A 15,522-nucleotide genomic window follows, 5' to 3' on the forward strand; every position below is an offset into this window, starting at 1 on the left:
TAATATGTCGGGGGCGATCGCAACAGAGAGGCTGCCTCATGCTGTTCGTCGAGGCCAATGGCGCAAGGATCCCGGCGATCGGGCTCGGGACCTGGGAGCTGAGCGGACGGCCTTGCGCGCGCGTGGTCGAGCAGGCGCTGCGGCTCGGCTACCGCCATATCGACACCGCGCAGGTCTATGACAACGAGCGCGAGGTCGGCGACGGCGTGCGCGCCTCGGGTGTGCGCCGCGACGACATCTTCGTCACCACGAAGGTCTGGACCAACCATTTCGCGCCGCACGATCTCGAGCGCTCGGTCAAGGAGAGCCTGGTGCGTTTGCGGCTTCCCGCCGTCGATCTCCTGCTGTTGCACTGGCCCAATCCACATGTGCCGCTGGCGGAGACGCTCGGCGCGCTCGCCCATGCCAAGCGCATGGGCCTGACGCGGCACATCGGCGTGTCCAACTTCACGGTGGCGTTGATCGAGCAGGCGGTTGCGCTGTCGGGCGAGCCCTTGGTCTGCAACCAGGTCGAATATCACCCTTATCTCGACCAGGCGAAGGTGAGGGCGGCCTGCGACCAGCACGGCCTTGCACTCGTCGCCTACAGCCCGATCGCCAGGGGCCGCGTCAAGGCCGACCAGACGCTCGCGGGAATCGGCCGCGCCCATCGCAAGAGCCCGGCGCAGATCTGTCTGCGCTGGCTGGTGCAACAGAATGTGTCGGCGATTCCACGCACCTCGCGCGTCGAGCGGCTGTCGGAGAACATCGAGATCTTCGATTTCGAGCTGGCGGAGGACGAGATGGCCATGATCTCGGCGCTGGCCAATCCGAAGGGGCGCCTGACTGACTTTGGCTTCGCGCCAAAATGGGATTGAGGGGTGCCTGCGGTATGCTAGGAGCAAGCGGGCAACCCAAGATCGGGCGATGGAACTGCGAAAGATCATTCGGACGGACATTGCAGCGTCGGCGATCGCGCATCTGACGCTGGTGGGGCTGATCATCCTGATCAGCGAGGTCCATCCATTCCACGCTGCGCCGCCCGAGACCGTGACGGTCGACATCGTCACGCCGGAGCAGGTCAAGGAACAGGAGCAGAAGGCGGAGGAGGCCGCAAAGGAGAAGGCGCCGGAGCCGACCCCGACCCCTGAGCTGAGGCTGCCGAAGCTCGATTTCACCGACAAGGACAAGCCGGACGCTGCGGCAAAGCCGGCGGCCAAGGAAACCGCAAAGGAAACTGCAAAGGAAACCGCCAAGCAGAAGGCCGCATCGCAACCATCGTCAAAGGACAAGGCCGCGGCTGAGCCGCAGCAAAAACAACCGCAGCCGGAACCCTCACAGGCCCCGAAGCAGCAGGAGGCCAACGCGCAGCCGCAGGCGCAGCAACCGCCGCAAGCGCAAGCTCCGCAGCCTCAACAACCACAACCACAGCCGCCGCAATCGCAATTGCCCCCGCAACAGCCGCCTCAGCCACAACAAGCGATGCCACAGCCGCAGGCGGCTCCGCCGCCGGTCTACCAGGCGCCCGAGCCCGACGTCACCGTCAAATACGGTGTGATGCTGGGCCTGCCGCCCGAATTGCCGGTCGAGCTCAAAGACGCGCCGAAGGATGACGGCGGCGACGCCAAGGATTCGGTCGGCGCCAAGCTGCCGCCCGAGGTCATTGCCGAGCTGCGCCGGCACCTGAGGAGCTGCGCGAAGCTGCCGGCCGGCGTCGCGCCCACCGACAATGTGCGCGTCAAGCTGCGCGCAGTGCTCGCCACCGACGGCACGCTGGCGCGCCCGCCGATCCTGATCGAGGCTCCGCCATCCACGAAGGGCGTGGCCATCGTGAAGTCCGCGATGAGCGCGATGGAGGCCTGCCAGCCCTACAAGATGTTGCCGCCCGACAAATACGGGGAGTGGAAGGTGATGGACCTGTCGTTCACCCCGCAGGATTTTGGCGGGTAGTAGGTGGCTGCTATCGCAGCTCAAATCCACGAACCGGTGCGAGACAGTCCGCACAATATTCCACCTGCACCGCGCCGTTGCCCGTGCAGGGCTGACCCACGGCCATCAGGAAGCGCATGGGCTTGGCAATGAAGAAGCTGGATGACTCCACCCGGCAAAAGTCCCGCGACTTCAGTTCGTGCGTGAGCGCGTCGAGCCGCATGAAGTGGCGGGAGGTGTCGGTGTAGCCGGCATAGTCGAACAGCTCGAACGGCGGCCTGTCCTCGTCGCGAAAGGCCTCGCGGATCGTCGTGACTTGCGCGTGGACGAAGCCGGCGAGCAGCAGCGCTATCGCTGGTATCTTCCAGCTTGCGCGAAGGCCGTCGATCGCGAGCGCGATCGACACGAAGAACAGGAACTGCGGGATAATGTAGTAGCGATCGGCGACGCTGGCGATCGACAGCCGCAGCGCCGGGAAATAGGCGATCGTCCACAGGCAGACCAGCGGCAGCAGCAGCTGCGCCGGCTCGCTGGGCCTGGCGCGGAAGCATTGGAGCGCGGCCGCGGCAAACAAGGCGAGCAGCAGCACCATCCGCAGGTGCAGCGCGATCATCTCGATTGGGCCGGGCAAATAAGAGACGACCCGCTCGAGCAGGATCATCCCCGACACCGTGCCGAAGAAGCTGACATCGCCGATCGGCGACGCCGCCAGCGCGAGCGCCACGACACCGAAGAGCGCGATATTTGCGAACCACGCGACACGCCGATCGGCCAAGGCTTTCATGATGTGCGAAAGAAGCCGGCCTTCGAGACGAACATAGACATGGGTCGCGAGCGCGATCACGCCGAGGCCGGCAAGCATTGCCGGCAAGGCGTGAGACGCAAAGCCGCCATCGCCGACAAAACGCCGTCCGCATAGGATAAGCTGAACCGCAAGGTTCAGTTGCCCGATCAGCAGCAGCCTTGCGCTGCTTTCGCCGGGCCATTTGAGCGCGACGAGGAGCGTGGCCGCGGCAAAGGACAGCGCCGCGGCGACGAAGATGGCGTGGCTCCAGCAGCCCAGCGAAAAGGCGAGCAGTAGAAGGAAAAGCCAGCGATGAGAGCGTCGGTCTGGTTGCAGCAGGTGCGGAAGGGCCAACAGCACCAGCGCGAGCAGGAGGTTCTGGAGTGCGTTCACCTCCCAGGCGACCCGGCTGTAGAACAGGAACAGCAGCGAGGATCCCATCGCCAGCGCGAAGTAGAGCGCGGCCGCGCCTCTCTTGCGGAGAGCCTGGGCTGTCGCACCGAGGGCCAGACCGTTCAGAATGGCGCCCGCCAGCCGCAGGCTGCCCGTGCCAGCCGGGACCATCGCAAAGACCAGGCTCACGATTTCAGGGAATAGCGAGCCGGTGTAGCCGTTCATGCCGCGAAGCGTGAACATGCCGCGGGCCTGCTGCTCGAGCGCGCGCAGCCCGACCCAGGCTTCGTCGCCGTGCAACCCGGGAAATGAATCGAGCCGCACCAGCAGGCCGGCCGCGACCATCGCCGTGATCGATCCCAGCAGCGCGGCGTAAGCGATGTCGCGCGACTGTTTCGGCTTGATTGCAGTGTGTGCCGATGCCGGCCGAAGATCAGGATGCATTGCGCCCGGCTGCCGCTGAATTCGCGCCGGCACGAATATGTGGGAAAAGATCACACGTCAATAGTTGCGGGCATGTGGGGCGGGTCGAGCGAGGCGCGGCCGATCCCGCCGGCTAAAGCGCGATGCGATTAGGTTCGACCGGCTGCCCCGGGGTCACCTCTCCCCAGCGGGGAGAGGTCGAATTGCTCCTGGCGATGCGGAGCATCTTCCAGAGCAATCCGGGTGAGGGGCCGCGGCACCCAGTGACACCGTAACCCCTCACCCGGATCGCATCTTTCGATGCGATCCGACCTCTCCCTACGGGAGAGGTGTTCGGAGTTCGCGGCTCGCATCGTTTCAATCAAATTTCATCGCGCTTTAGGCGCCGTGGTTCGCAAGCCAGGTGAAGGCGGCCAGAATTCCCGGCAGTTGCAGATCATGGCGAAGCTTGCCGGAGGCCGGCAGCAGGCGATGGTCCACCGCGACGCCGGCGCGCCGCAGGGCCTCGACATAGGCGGTCTGGACCGACGCCGACACGCGCTGGTCCTGCGGGTCGGTCAGCACGATGATCTGTTGCGGTGGATGGCGCGCCACATCAGTGACATGGTCGATCGGGTCGAGGAAATCGCTGTGGCCCGTGATGTCGGCGGTCCAGCCGTTCTCGCGATTGCGCTGCGCGACCGCGGTATTCCCCGAGGTGATCACCGCGCAGCCGATATCGTCGCGGCGCGCGATCAGCGCCGCCACGAGATGGCCGCCGCCGGATTGGCCGACCAGATTGAGACGACGCCAGCCAAAATGCGCCTTGAGCCGGCTGAGCGCCGCATCCACCAGCGCGACCTCGCGCGGCCGCCGCCGGTCGAGATGGCGACCTGACGAGCCCAGAATCCCGGGACGCGCCAGATGGACGTAGGGGCGACGGAAGTTGGCGCTCAGCTGTTCTGCCAGCGCCTGCACGTCGTAGGCCGTCGCTGCGACGTACCATTCGTTGGCGACGACCGTGCCGTCGCGCTTCTCCACGGCATCCCCGCGCAGAAAGACGACAGGGTCGGCCGGTGCCCCCCGAGGCGCAGCACCATAAAAGGCGAGAACATCGCGCTTGCCGTCGACCTCGACCAGCACGCGTCCCGGACCGTCACCGTCCGATGCAGAGCATTCGACGCCACGAACCACGTCGTCGCCGGAGAAGGGCGTGGTTGCCAGGTCCGCAATGTCCGAAAAGCTGATCACGACCTCAGTTTGCACCCGATCTCCCGCTCAATGTCAAGTAAGGCGCCCCGACGGGCAAAACACTTGTGAGACTGTCAAGCGGCCAGCCCAAAAATATTCCACTTTACCGAAATTCGGAAATATCGTATGTGTCGTCCATCCCGGCTCGACCTTGAGGGGCGATCGTACGTCGTCACGTTTTGCGAGCCGGGTTGCGGTGGACGCGGCAGCGTCGGCACGAAAAGGTGCGGGCAGGGCGGGTAGTCCCTGTGAGCCCGAAACCGCGTGCGGATGAGCGGCGCTGAAAGTTCGTCTCGCCAACATTCTTGCGGCGCGTGTGCACACTGCCGGAAGACCCTGTGGCAACGGACGAACGCGCGTACGGCAAAACCGTGTGGTCCTGGCCGTCGTTGCTACGGTCAAGCCTGTCGCGGAGGCGCAAGCGAGCCCAACCGGGTGGACTGCGCCGCCAATTCGCGGGGCGAGGGAGGCCAGAAGGAAAGTTCGGCTCCCGGGAGAGCACGGCATAAGCCGTCAACCCACTGCGCAGGGAAGGCCGAGTGTATCGGCTACACCTGTATGCTGCTGTGCGGTTCTTCCTGCGCTACACCTCGCGCAGCGGACCGCGGGTGCCGGCCGGCACCCGGCCTTCCCTGCGCCCTCTTGGATCAGAGGGTGGAGAGACGAAGCAAAGCTCGGGCGAAATGCGCCGCGAGAATGCGAAGGCGTGTCTACGGTTTGAAATGCGAATGGGAGAAAGGCGATGTCGCCTCTCGCTCCGTCATTGCGGCCCGCGCTTGTGCATCCCCTCATCGCCCGCCACCACCTCCGGCGCCATCGCAGCCCACGCGCTGGACGCGAATTGCCTTCGCCAGGTCACGATCACCACTGCGGCCGTGGTCACGAACAGCACCCACGGGCTGACGAACCAGCCGAGATAGCCGAGCGCGAAGAAGAAGGCGCGCTGGCCGCGGTTGAAGTGGCGGCCGGCGGATTCGAACACGCGCGTGGTGCGAATGACATGGGCCTCGGCCTGCGGCGTGTCGCGCTGAGAGGCCGGCGGCATGCCGCCGTAGAGGATCGCGACATAGTTGAACAAGCGATAGGCCCAGGCGAACTTGAAGAAGGCATAGACGCAGATCAGCACCAGGCCGACGCATTTCAGCTCCCACATCGCGGGCGAGGTGCTGAGGTCGATCGGCAGCTTGCCCAGAATCGTGATGGCGTCGTTGGTGGCGTGCAGCAGCGCCAGCGCGCCGCCGAGCGCGAACAGGCTGGTGGAGGCAAAGAAGGCGGTGCCGTTCTGGAGCGAGGCCATGATCTGCATGTCGACCATGCGCGCTTCGCGGTCGAGCAGGCGGCGGACCCAGACCTCGCGATAGCGGTTCATGCGCGCGGACAGGCTGTTGCGGCCATAGGCCGAGTGCTCGAGCGTAGCGGCATAGACCAGCCATTCGATGATGAAGAAGCCGACTGCGGTGATGTCGACCCAATGCCTGCTCATAGATCTCTCCTCGGGGATCGGAACGATTGCCACGCATACCCCTGCGCGGCAACGATTGATTGGCGGCAGGCGATGGCGCTAAAAGCAGCCGTATCCAAAGGACTCGGGAAGGACCGGTGACATGGCAGCGCTCAAGCTTGCGATCGGCAACAAGAACTATTCGTCGTGGTCGATGCGGCCCTGGCTCGCGCTCCGCGCCAACGACATTCCGTTCGCGGAGACTGTGATCCCGCTCTACACCGACAATCCCGCGGACAAGCAACAGATCCTGGATTTCAGCCGTGCCGGCAAGGTGCCGGTGCTGGTCGACGGCGATATCACGGTGTGGGATTCGCTCGCCATCATCGAATACATCGCCGAGCGTTATCCGGACAAGAAGCTGTGGCCCGACGATGTCGCCGCGCGCGCGCATGCCCGTTCGGTGTGCGCCGAGATGCATTCCGGCTTCGTGGCGCTGCGCAGCGAATGCGGCATGAACCTGCATCGGCCGATCCGCGCCGTGACACTGTCGGCGGATGCCAAGGCCAACATCGCCCGCATCCAGGAGATCTGGCGCGAATGCCGCGTGCGCTACGGCTCAGGCGGGCCGTTCCTGTTCGGCCGCTTCGGCGCAGCGGACGCGATGTTCGCACCGGTGGTGCACCGCTTCCGCACCTACGCAATCGAGGTCGAGCCGGAGGCCAAGACCTATATGGAGACGATGATGGCGCTGCCGGCCTTCCAGGAATGGACCCGCGACGGGATCGCCGAAACGCTTGTCATCGAAAAGTTCGAGAACGTGTAATCGCGAATTTGATCGGGCGCCGCTTGACGGCATGGCGGCTCGCGGCGCTCAATCGCAGGGAACAACGGTTAAGGAGAGGGGACGGTCATGGGAATTCTGGACTCGCTGGAGAACAACCCCGCCTTGCGAAGCGCGCTCGGCCAGCTTGGCGCTGCGGTGCTGCCGGCCGTGCTGAGCGAGGTGATGGGCAGCAACAACCAGGGCGGCTTGGGGGCGATCGTCGCCAAGCTCGAGCAGGCGGGTTTTGGCGATCAGGTCAAATCCTGGCTCGGCAACGGCCAGAACCTGCCGATCTCGGCCGACCAGCTCCGCGCCGTGCTCGGCAGCGACACCGTCCGCCAGCTCGCGGCCCGCTACAATATCCCGGTCGACCAGCTGGGCGAGATTCTGGCCCAGGAACTGCCCAAGGCGGTGGACCAGGCGAGCCCTCAGGGGCGTCTGCCGCATGGCGCATAAGGCCTGGTTCCAGCGGTATTCAAGGCTGGCCCAGTTCCCATTATCGTCCTGAAAAGACTTCAAAATTCGGGCGTTTGCCATGCGCGCATGACGCTGGCCAAAATCGTCGCATGCATGCTATACAGCGACTGGGTTTCCGGCCGGCCATCGCAGTGGGACCATGTGCGAGGCAGGCGTTGTTTGAGTGATGGAGAGGGTGTTGAAGCACAAATTCCCGATTGGAACGCGCGTATTGTTCACTGCCAGCAACGTCGCGCGCCCGGCTGCCAGCGGCTCGTATGAGATCATCCGCCTGCTGCCGACGGAAGGCGACGACTGCCAGTACCGGATCAAGAGCTCGACCGAAGCCTTCGAACGCGTCGCCAAGGAAAGCCAGCTCGCACTCTCGTAGCGTGCTGACGGCACCGCGCATTGACATTGCGGCCGAATTTGCTCCGCCCGCCGTCAAAAGGCCCGCTTCACCTTCACAAGGTGCACCGGGGGCAGTTGCCGATTAGCGGTGCTCGCTTTGACCATTCGCTCTTTGCTCGCGTGAGGGGACATCGCGCATGAACTGGGCATGGGCCACGTCGCTCGACCAAATCTGGCGCTCGCCGGCCTTCCCGATGTGGATGACGCTGGCGGCAGCCGGCTTCTTCGGCCTGATCATGCTGATCACGCTGCTGCGCGCCGAGAAATCGGTCGCCAACGGCGCGCTCACCGTCATCACGCTGCTCGCCATCGGCATCGCGGTCGCCGCCACCATGCGCGTCTATGGACCGGCGGGGCGGACCGCGCCGAGCGAAGCGCGCGCGCAGGCGGTCGCAACCGCCAACTTGCCGGCGCTGTCCTGCCTCGACGATCTCGCCGGCGATGCCGTGCTGGTCGGCTGCGAGAAGGCGCTGTTCGGCTCGCCTGATGCCGCCGCTGCGGCCGTCTCCTACACCGCGGCCCGGATCGACCGACTCACCGCGCTTGGTGATGCCGCGACCGCCGAGAAGAGCCTGACGCCGGACATGAAGGTGCTGCGCAAGGCGCTGGAGCATGATCGCTACGGCCTTGTCGCGCAGGTGCTGATCGCACGCGACGGCTGCACCCAGTTCGACTGCGCCGCGTTCCGCTCGCTGACCGATCAGCAGCAGGTCGCCGCCAACATGGACGCCCATCTCTACGACATGCTGGTCGCGCGCTATGCGCCGAGCTGGAACGCGCCGGCAACCGCGCCGGCGATGCCGCCGTCAGGCGCGCTCGCCGCGCTGCCGCCGACGATGCCGACCGGCAAGCCGACCAATGCCGACTTCCCCAGCGCCGCGTCAACGCCGCCGGTGAGCATCATGACTCCGGAGCCGCCGGCGGCCGCGACACGTCAGGCGCCCGCCGCTAACGCCGCAGCGGCGCCAGCGCCGCGCGCGCCGGCGGCGACCTCCGCTCAGGCCGCCGCGCCTGCGGCACCGGCCGCGAAGAAACAGCCCGCGCCGAAGGCCGCGCGTGCGCCGGCCGCGGCTCCGGTTCCGCTGGCGCCGCCGCCGGGCTCGGCTCCCGCGGCTGCGGATAACGACTAGATCGGCATTCCAAATCCGCGGCCGGCCCGCTAATGCTGGGCCATGCCTCTCCATCTGATCAAGCTTGCCGTCGGCTGCGACTCCGTCAAGGAATTGAAGGAGTGGATCGCCGAACGGATGCAGACCGCCAAAAAGAAAGGTCTGCCGCAACACCACATCCACATCACGCGCATGGTGCCCAAGCGCGACGCCGAGATCCTGTCGGGCGGTTCGCTCTATTGGGTCATCAAGGGCGAGATCGCCGCGCGCGAAAAGATCATCGGCATCGAGCCGTTCCGCGACAAGGACGGCATCGGGCGCTGCCGGATCGTGATGCAGCCGAAGGTGATCACGGTGTCGCCGCGGCCGATGCGGCCGTTCCAGGGCTGGCGCTATCTGACCGACGATTCCGTGCCGCCCGATCTCGGAAAGTCCGCCGCCGGCACGATCGCGGCGATGCCGGAGCCGATGCGGCGCGAGCTGCGCGATCTCGGACTGCTCTGAGCAGACCGCTCAAGGCGGCGTGACGATGTGCAGCCGCGCCACCTCGGCGGGCGGCACCACGAATGGGCGGGCGCCTGCGTCAAGACTGTCGACGAGGTCGACCAGGGCGGGCTCGACGCCCATTTCGAGCAGGTACTTGCGGTACTGCTCGCCAAATATCACGGTCAGGCTCTCGCGTTGCTCCGCCGAGACGTTGGGCGCGCGGCGGTTGCGGATGGAACGGCCGGTCAGCACCACCTTGGCGCCTTCGGCAAGGCTGCGATGCACGCCGCCGGCGAGCACGAGGACGCAGGCGAAATCGCAGGCCGCGTCGGGCAGCGCGACCTTGGCGTCGAGCGGTCCGCCCGGGCGCTTCAGCGCAAAACAATCCGCCTCCGATTTGCCGGCGCAGGCCTCGACCTCAGTCGCGCCCGCGATTGCATCCAGGCCGTGGTCGCGCAGGATGCGGCCCATGCTGGTCGCAACGTTGAGGTTCGACGCGCCCCAGATGTGAATGACCACCGGCAGCTTGCGTCCGGCCTGCCGGTCGAGGATCGCGATCAGCCGCTTCCAGCTGTCCCATTGCACGGCGCCTTCGGCGGCGATCCAGTCCGAGCAGCCCGGTCCGCAGGCGCCAGCCGGGCCACGCGCCACATAGAAGATCATCGCGTCTGTCGGCGACCCGTACAGGCCGATCGGCGGGCGCTGTTGTGCTTGTGCAGCCGTGGCGGCGACGAACACCAGCACCGCGCTCACGATGATCGTGCGGATCGACGACATTGCGCCCTGCTGCTTGGTTCGTTCCCTCATCGCGATCATCCATGCGGTTGAGGGGAGGCGCAAGGTCAACCTCGGCTATCGTACCGGGATATTGTCGATCAGCCGCGTTGCGCCGAGCTTGGCCGCGACCAGGATCCGCAACGGCCCGTCCGTGCGCGAATTGACCGGCGCCAGCGTCTCGGCATGGCGGACCTCGAAATAGTCGAGCACAAACCCGGCCGCTGTGATCATCTCGGCGCCGCGTGCCATCGCGGGCGTGATCGCTTCGCCGGCCTGGATGCGTCCGGCACTCTCTTTCATGGCGCGGTAGAGCATGGTGGCGGTCTGCCGCTCCTCGGCCGAGAGGTAGACATTGCGCGAGGACATCGCGAGCCCGTCGCGCTCCCGTATCGTGCGGGAACCGATCACCTTGACGCCAAGGTCGAGGTCGCGCGCCATCTGCGTCACCACGCGGAGCTGCTGAAAGTCCTTTTCGCCGAAAATCGCGACATCTGGCCGGCATTGCGTGAACAGCTTTCCGACCACGGTGGCGACGCCGCCGAAGAAGTGCGGCCGGAAACGGTCCTCGAGGCCGGCGAGCGCCGGCCCTTCCGGCACGATGCGGGTGGTAAAGCCCTCAGGATACATCGCCTCGACGCCGGGGTGCCAGACGATGTCGACATCCTCCGCCGCGAGCTTGGCGATATCGGCCTTCCAGGTCCGCGGATAGGCGCCGAAATCCTCGGTCGGGGCGAACTGAGTCGGGTTGACGAAGATCGAGACCACGACGCGGCGCGCGCGCCGCTTGGCGAGGCGCACCAGCGACACATGCCCGTCATGGAGTGCCCCCATGGTCGGCACCAGCGCGACCGTGGCCTTTCGCTTGCGAAGAGTGTCGACGGCGCGCCGCAGGGCGGGCACCGTGCGGGTGATCAAGGGGCTTCGTGACATCAGGACTCGAGGGGTTGGGGAGTGGGGTTGGGCGTGGCCAGCCGCGCAGCCGGCTAACCTTAACAAGCAGCGGTCGTGGACGCCATGCATCGACATGCGGCACAGCATCCTGCGCGACGCCGCGAAAGGCGTCGCGACATTGTGGGCTGGATCACAGACGCGACGAGCCTGCACGATTCATGATGAAGACCAACGCACAGCGATTTCGCTATCCTGTCACGCATTTCACTTGACCGCAGACGCGGCCAACTCGAAGATATTGCTTAGGGGTGTTGAGGACCGCCATGCTTGTGCAGGCTAGCCACGGCCAATCCGGCTCGGCGCATGTCGTTGTGCTCGGCAATGAGAAGGGCGGCTCCGGCAAATCGACCACCGCCCTGCACATCGCGGTCGCGCTCCTGAAGGCCGGCCAGCGCGTCGCCACTATCGACCTCGACTGCCGTCAGCAGAGCTTCACCCACTACATTAACAACCGCTCCGCCTGGGCGCGCCGCACCAAGCTCGATCTGGAGCTGCCGGTGCATCGCTGCATCAAGCTCGGCGAGACCATGCAGATCGCCGAGAACGAGAGCTCCGAGTTCCAGCAGTTCATGGAGGCGGTCTCGGCGGTCGAGAGCAGCTTCGACTTCATCGTGATCGATACCCCCGGCACCGACAGCTATCTGATGCGGCTCGCGCACTCGATGGCCGACACGCTGGTCACTCCGATCAACGACAGCTTCCTCGATTTCGACGTGCTCGGCACCGTCGATCCCGCCAATTACGCGGTGACGGGCGAGAGCCATTATGCCGAGATGGTGCGCGACACCCGCCGCAAGCGCCGCCAGCTCGACGGCTCGACCACCGACTGGATCGTGGTGCGCAACCGCCTGTCCATGCTCGGCTCCCGCAACAAGCAGCTCGTCGCCGACGGCCTGAAGGATTTGTCGCTGCGGCTCGGCTTCCGCTACGTCGACGGCTTCGCCGAGCGCGTCGTCTACCGCGAGTTCTTCCCGCGCGGCCTCACAGCGCTGGACGAGATCGACGAGGCGACGCTCGGGATGCGGCCCAATCTCGGCCATCTGACTGCGCGGGAGGAGGTGACGAGCCTGCTCCGCCAGCTCAAGCTCCCGCTCGACGAACGCGGCCGTCGCCGCGCCGCCAACCGGGCCGAGTGGTTCAGCCAGGTCGACAAGCCGCTCGAGGTCCACGACATCCTCGGCGCCTGAACCTGCGGCGGTATAGAGCTACTTCCAGTCGATCCATATCGCCGGTTCCCGCCGGAACGGAGCCGGCGCGACGCCGTTTCATTCAATGTTTACTGGGAGATTGAACCCGATCGAGACGGGTCGCGTCGGATGGTCATGCGCATCCTGATGTCCGTAGAGGACCGGGATTGCCCAACAAACGTGTGCGTCGCACAACGAAAGGGCTGCCGGATCACAATTTTTAGCCTTCCTGTCACGTGGCTGTGACGTATATTAGGGAATAGGCGACAAGGGCCCTTTGAGAGGCCTCTACCAACTCGATTTCAACTGCGATTTCAGGCCAGAACGGCCTGAGGCTGAGGACGAAAATGAAGCGTGGAATTGCCGTACTGGTTTCAGTGGGTGCCCTCTGCGGCGTCGCCTATTTCACGGCGAGCAAGTGGGCGATCAAGCACGAGACCATCACCTTCTATGACGCTTCGCGCGACAACCGTCCCGTGCCCGTCGACATCGCGATCCGCCGCGACAAGGAAATGCAGGCCAATGCCGGCATGATCACGATGCCGGTCGCCGTGATCAATCACGGCAACACCGTCAAGAACACCGAATACGGCTTCCTCGCCAACGTCTTTGCGGCGCGTGGCTATCTCGTGGTCAGCCCGCAGCATGATTTGCCGACCGATCCTCCGATGGTGACCAAGCCCGGCGAGCTCTATGTCGGCCGGCTGCCGCAGATTCTGCGCGGCGTCGCCAACATCCATCTCGCGATGCAGGAGATGAAGAAGGTTCAGCCCAACGCCGACTACGCCAGGGTGACGATGGTCGGCCACTCCATGGGCGGCGACATCACGATGTATTTCGCCAAGCAGTATCCGGACGAGGTCAAGAAGGTCGTGACGCTGGATAATCTCCGCGTGCCTTTCGTGACCGCCGGCAAGTTCAAGATCCTGTCGTTCCGCTCCAAGGATCCGCAGTTCAAGACCGATCCGGGCGTGATCCCGACCGACGAGGAATGTGAGAAGGCCGGTATCCAGGTCGTGAAGACCGACTTCCAGCATAACGACATGCGCGACACCGGTCCGGATGACGCGAAGAACTCGATCCAGGGCATGCTGGATAAATTCCTGAGCGACACCGACAGTGCGATCGCGCCGGTCGACACGACGTCGTCGCCGCCGAAGGTGCTTGAGCCCGGCCCCGTGGCCCTTATGTCACCCGCCAAGAGCTGATCCGTCCAACATCGCTGGAAACAGGTTACGAGGCCTCCGCCGGCACGCGCCTGCGGAGGCTAGCTCATTGACCGGGCAGGGCGCGCTATCCACATTGGTTGCTTGAGACCAGGTGCGACCAGCGATGTCCGGTGAACCGATCAAACCGCGCAATAGCGATGCCGTTTCGACAAAGGCCGAACGCGACGGTGCGCTGCCGCAGGCCAAAACCTCGACCTCGGAGGATGTCGCCGACTTCGTCGCCAGGGCGCGTGCGCTATCGCCACATGCGCCCGGCGCCAGGGGCCGTCTGATCTTCGCGCTGGATGCGACGATGAGCCGGCAGCCGACCTGGGACATGGCCTGCGCGCTCCAGGGCGATATGTTCCGCGAGGCGTCCGCGCTCGGCAGCCTCGACGTCCGGCTTGTCTACTACCGCGGCTACAACGAATGCCGCGCGACGGGATGGATCTCGGACAGTGGCAAGCTTGCGACGCTGATGAGCAAAATCGACTGCCGCGGCGGCGATACCCAGATCGGCAAGGTGCTGACCGAGGCGCGGCGCGAGGCGGTCGCATCTGGCGTGCGCGCACTGGTCTTCGTCGGCGACGCGATGGAAGAGAAAGTGGACGAGCTCTGCGCCAAGGCAGGCGAGCTCGGCATGCTGAAGGTGCCGGTGTTCCTGTTTCAGGAAGGGGACGATCCCGTGGCCGAGCAGGCCTTTCGCGAGATCGCACGCCTCACCGGCGGCGCCTGGTGCCGGTTCGATCCTGGCGCGGCGGCGCAGCTCCGCGATCTCTTGCGCGCGGCTGCGGCCTATGCCGTCGGTGGCCGGGAGGCGCTGTTGAAATTGTCGAAGGCGATCAGCGGAGCGGCAAAGCTGATCGGACAGATGAAATAGCAGGTCAGGTCAGTGCGGCCTGCGTCAGCTTGAATCCGTTGCTCATTGTCTTCGCAAATCTCCGCCGCGATGAACCAGGGCGCTGTTGCCGTCCTCATCACCGCCGCGAGCAGCGCCCTCAATTGCGGATGCCGAAAGGACGCCATGCATTTTGACAATAGGGCGACTATATTCGGCGCATGACCCTGATCGCCGGCCTTGTCGCTGTTATCACGATTTATCTGTTGCTGCAGATGTTCCGCTCGGCCAATCCAGCGGTGCTGGCGCGCACCATCAAGGTTGGCGGTGGCGTGGTCGCGCTCGCGGTCGCGGCCTTCACGGGCTTGCGGGGCGAATTGGCGGTGGCGATCCCGCTCGGAATCTTCGGCGCCGGGCTGCTTGGCTGGACGCCGCTGGCGAATGCGGGCTTCGGCAGTGTCGGTGGCCTGTTCGGCGGCGGCGCGGCGCGCACGTCCGGCCAGACTTCGCGCGTACGCTCGCAATTCCTGGATATGCGGCTCGACCACGATTCCGGTCAGTTGGCAGGCCAGATCGTTGCAGGACCCCATGCCGGGCGCGAGCTCGACGAGTTCGATCTCGCCAGCCTGCTGGCGATGGTCCCGGCGTTTGACGCCGAGAGCGTGGCTTTACTTGAAAGCTATCTGGACCGCCGCTTTCCCGCTTGGCGTCAGAACGCGCAGGGCGACGCGGCAGGGGGGCAACGCCGCGCGACGGCGAGCGGCAAAATGACGGCGGAGGAAGCCTATCAGATCCTTGGCTTGCAACCGGGAGCGGGGCGCGACGACATCAGCCGGGCGCACAAATCCCTCATGAAGAAACTGCATCCCGACCAGGGGGGCTCGACGTATCTCGCTGCCCGGGTAAACGAGGCCAAGGATACTCTGCTTCGTACGCATAACGGCTAACTCCGGCACCACGCCACAAACGCAAATCCCGCGTCAGCTCCGCGTGCTCTGTTCGCCGTCGCCCCGATGCCCGCCATTGTCGGCGTGGTCGATCCCTTGAGCAAAATTTAACCGTAAATCCTTGACGAGAGGTTGTCGCTGGACAGC

The 15,522-nt window shown here is 65.3% G+C and carries 16 protein-coding genes; 11 read left to right on the forward strand and 5 right to left on the reverse strand.

The annotated features are described in order from the left end of the window. The first annotated feature begins 38 nt into the window (after nucleotides 1-38). Both IC761_RS15425 and tolA read left to right on the forward strand, forming a co-directional pair. Entirely contained in the window at nucleotides 39-857 is an 819-nt protein-coding gene (locus IC761_RS15425; RefSeq protein ID WP_195804049.1) for an aldo/keto reductase, read from the forward strand. Nucleotides 858-906: 49 nt separating this feature from the next. Continuing rightward, on the forward strand, nucleotides 907-1,929 hold the full coding sequence (gene tolA / locus IC761_RS15430) for a cell envelope integrity protein TolA (protein ID WP_195804050.1): 1,023 nt from the start codon (nucleotides 907-909) through the stop codon (nucleotides 1,927-1,929). 10 nt (nucleotides 1,930-1,939) lie between these two features. On the opposite strand, the gene IC761_RS15435 is transcribed toward tolA, so the two are convergent. From IC761_RS15435 to IC761_RS15445, 3 genes are all read right to left on the reverse strand, one after another. After that, entirely contained in the window at nucleotides 1,940-3,430 is a 1,491-nt protein-coding gene (locus IC761_RS15435) for a hypothetical protein (RefSeq protein WP_195804051.1), read from the reverse strand. Nucleotides 3,431-3,886: 456 nt separating this feature from the next. Continuing rightward, nucleotides 3,887-4,753 (reverse strand): alpha/beta hydrolase family protein, encoded by an 867-nt coding sequence (locus IC761_RS15440; RefSeq protein ID WP_195804052.1) that lies wholly within the window; start codon nucleotides 4,751-4,753, stop codon nucleotides 3,887-3,889. 745 nt (nucleotides 4,754-5,498) lie between these two features. Continuing rightward, nucleotides 5,499-6,221: a DUF599 domain-containing protein gene (locus IC761_RS15445; RefSeq protein WP_195804053.1), complete on the reverse strand. Its 723-nt coding sequence runs from the start codon at nucleotides 6,219-6,221 to the stop codon at nucleotides 5,499-5,501. Between the two features lie 121 nt (nucleotides 6,222-6,342). Here IC761_RS15445 and IC761_RS15450 point away from each other — a divergent pair, with 121 nt between their 5' ends. The 5 genes from IC761_RS15450 (at nucleotide 6,343) to IC761_RS15470 (ending at nucleotide 9,485) form a co-directional block, all read left to right on the forward strand. Continuing rightward, nucleotides 6,343-7,005, forward strand: a complete 663-nt coding sequence (locus IC761_RS15450; RefSeq protein ID WP_195804054.1) for a glutathione S-transferase family protein — start codon at nucleotides 6,343-6,345, stop codon at nucleotides 7,003-7,005. An 87-nt stretch (nucleotides 7,006-7,092) separates the two neighbouring features. Then, the gene (locus tag IC761_RS15455) at nucleotides 7,093-7,461 is read left to right on the forward strand and encodes a YidB family protein (protein ID WP_195804055.1); all 369 of its coding nucleotides are present in this window, start codon (nucleotides 7,093-7,095) and stop codon (nucleotides 7,459-7,461) included. A gap of 187 nt (nucleotides 7,462-7,648) precedes the next feature. Further along, nucleotides 7,649-7,852, forward strand: a complete 204-nt coding sequence (locus IC761_RS15460) for a hypothetical protein (protein ID WP_195804664.1) — start codon at nucleotides 7,649-7,651, stop codon at nucleotides 7,850-7,852. Between the two features lie 157 nt (nucleotides 7,853-8,009). After that, the gene (locus IC761_RS15465) at nucleotides 8,010-9,002 is read left to right on the forward strand and encodes a hypothetical protein (RefSeq protein ID WP_195804056.1); all 993 of its coding nucleotides are present in this window, start codon (nucleotides 8,010-8,012) and stop codon (nucleotides 9,000-9,002) included. A 42-nt stretch (nucleotides 9,003-9,044) separates the two neighbouring features. After that, nucleotides 9,045-9,485, forward strand: a complete 441-nt coding sequence (locus IC761_RS15470; protein WP_195804057.1) for a DUF1489 family protein — start codon at nucleotides 9,045-9,047, stop codon at nucleotides 9,483-9,485. Nucleotides 9,486-9,494: 9 nt separating this feature from the next. On the opposite strand, the gene IC761_RS15475 is transcribed toward IC761_RS15470, so the two are convergent. Continuing rightward, a complete protein-coding gene (locus tag IC761_RS15475) occupies nucleotides 9,495-10,244 on the reverse strand; it encodes a hypothetical protein (protein ID WP_195804665.1) in 750 nt (249 codons plus the stop codon). Between the two features lie 75 nt (nucleotides 10,245-10,319). Then, the gene (panC, locus tag IC761_RS15480) at nucleotides 10,320-11,174 is read right to left on the reverse strand and encodes a pantoate--beta-alanine ligase (RefSeq protein ID WP_195804058.1); all 855 of its coding nucleotides are present in this window, start codon (nucleotides 11,172-11,174) and stop codon (nucleotides 10,320-10,322) included. A gap of 284 nt (nucleotides 11,175-11,458) precedes the next feature. Between panC and IC761_RS15485 the strand changes: the two genes are divergently transcribed. The 4 genes from IC761_RS15485 (at nucleotide 11,459) to IC761_RS15500 (ending at nucleotide 15,375) form a co-directional block, all read left to right on the forward strand. Then, nucleotides 11,459-12,382, forward strand: a complete 924-nt coding sequence (locus IC761_RS15485; protein WP_195804059.1) for a division plane positioning ATPase MipZ — start codon at nucleotides 11,459-11,461, stop codon at nucleotides 12,380-12,382. A 347-nt stretch (nucleotides 12,383-12,729) separates the two neighbouring features. Beyond that, nucleotides 12,730-13,590 (forward strand): alpha/beta fold hydrolase, encoded by an 861-nt coding sequence (locus IC761_RS15490; protein WP_195804060.1) that lies wholly within the window; start codon nucleotides 12,730-12,732, stop codon nucleotides 13,588-13,590. 124 nt (nucleotides 13,591-13,714) lie between these two features. Further along, on the forward strand, nucleotides 13,715-14,470 hold the full coding sequence (locus IC761_RS15495) for a vWA domain-containing protein (protein WP_195804061.1): 756 nt from the start codon (nucleotides 13,715-13,717) through the stop codon (nucleotides 14,468-14,470). Nucleotides 14,471-14,649: 179 nt separating this feature from the next. Further along, nucleotides 14,650-15,375, forward strand: a complete 726-nt coding sequence (locus IC761_RS15500; protein ID WP_195804062.1) for a DnaJ domain-containing protein — start codon at nucleotides 14,650-14,652, stop codon at nucleotides 15,373-15,375. The last annotated feature ends 147 nt before the right edge of the window (nucleotides 15,376-15,522 follow it).

Source organism: Bradyrhizobium commune (assembly GCF_015624505.1).
GTDB lineage: Bacteria > Pseudomonadota > Alphaproteobacteria > Rhizobiales > Xanthobacteraceae > Bradyrhizobium > Bradyrhizobium commune.

What these genes read in the sequence shown, in the direction of transcription:
- IC761_RS15425 (WP_195804049.1), top strand. Translation starts at nt 39, where the DNA reads ATGCTGTTCGTCGAGGCCAATGGCGCAAGGATCCCGGCGATCGGGCTC.
- tolA (WP_195804050.1), top strand. Translation starts at nt 907, where the DNA reads ATGGAACTGCGAAAGATCATTCGGACGGACATTGCAGCGTCGGCGATC.
- IC761_RS15435 (WP_195804051.1), bottom strand. Translation starts at nt 3,430, where the DNA reads ATGGTCGCGGCCGGCCTGCTGGTGCGGCTCGATTCATTTCCCGGGTTG.
- IC761_RS15445 (WP_195804053.1), bottom strand. Translation starts at nt 6,221, where the DNA reads ATGAGCAGGCATTGGGTCGACATCACCGCAGTCGGCTTCTTCATCATC.
- IC761_RS15450 (WP_195804054.1), top strand. Translation starts at nt 6,343, where the DNA reads ATGGCAGCGCTCAAGCTTGCGATCGGCAACAAGAACTATTCGTCGTGG.
- IC761_RS15455 (WP_195804055.1), top strand. Translation starts at nt 7,093, where the DNA reads ATGGGAATTCTGGACTCGCTGGAGAACAACCCCGCCTTGCGAAGCGCG.
- IC761_RS15460 (WP_195804664.1), top strand. Translation starts at nt 7,649, where the DNA reads ATGGAGAGGGTGTTGAAGCACAAATTCCCGATTGGAACGCGCGTATTG.
- IC761_RS15465 (WP_195804056.1), top strand. Translation starts at nt 8,010, where the DNA reads ATGAACTGGGCATGGGCCACGTCGCTCGACCAAATCTGGCGCTCGCCG.
- IC761_RS15470 (WP_195804057.1), top strand. Translation starts at nt 9,045, where the DNA reads ATGCCTCTCCATCTGATCAAGCTTGCCGTCGGCTGCGACTCCGTCAAG.
- IC761_RS15475 (WP_195804665.1), bottom strand. Translation starts at nt 10,244, where the DNA reads ATGTCGTCGATCCGCACGATCATCGTGAGCGCGGTGCTGGTGTTCGTC.
- panC (WP_195804058.1), bottom strand. Translation starts at nt 11,174, where the DNA reads ATGTCACGAAGCCCCTTGATCACCCGCACGGTGCCCGCCCTGCGGCGC.
- IC761_RS15485 (WP_195804059.1), top strand. Translation starts at nt 11,459, where the DNA reads ATGCTTGTGCAGGCTAGCCACGGCCAATCCGGCTCGGCGCATGTCGTT.
- IC761_RS15490 (WP_195804060.1), top strand. Translation starts at nt 12,730, where the DNA reads ATGAAGCGTGGAATTGCCGTACTGGTTTCAGTGGGTGCCCTCTGCGGC.
- IC761_RS15495 (WP_195804061.1), top strand. Translation starts at nt 13,715, where the DNA reads ATGTCCGGTGAACCGATCAAACCGCGCAATAGCGATGCCGTTTCGACA.
- IC761_RS15500 (WP_195804062.1), top strand. Translation starts at nt 14,650, where the DNA reads ATGACCCTGATCGCCGGCCTTGTCGCTGTTATCACGATTTATCTGTTG.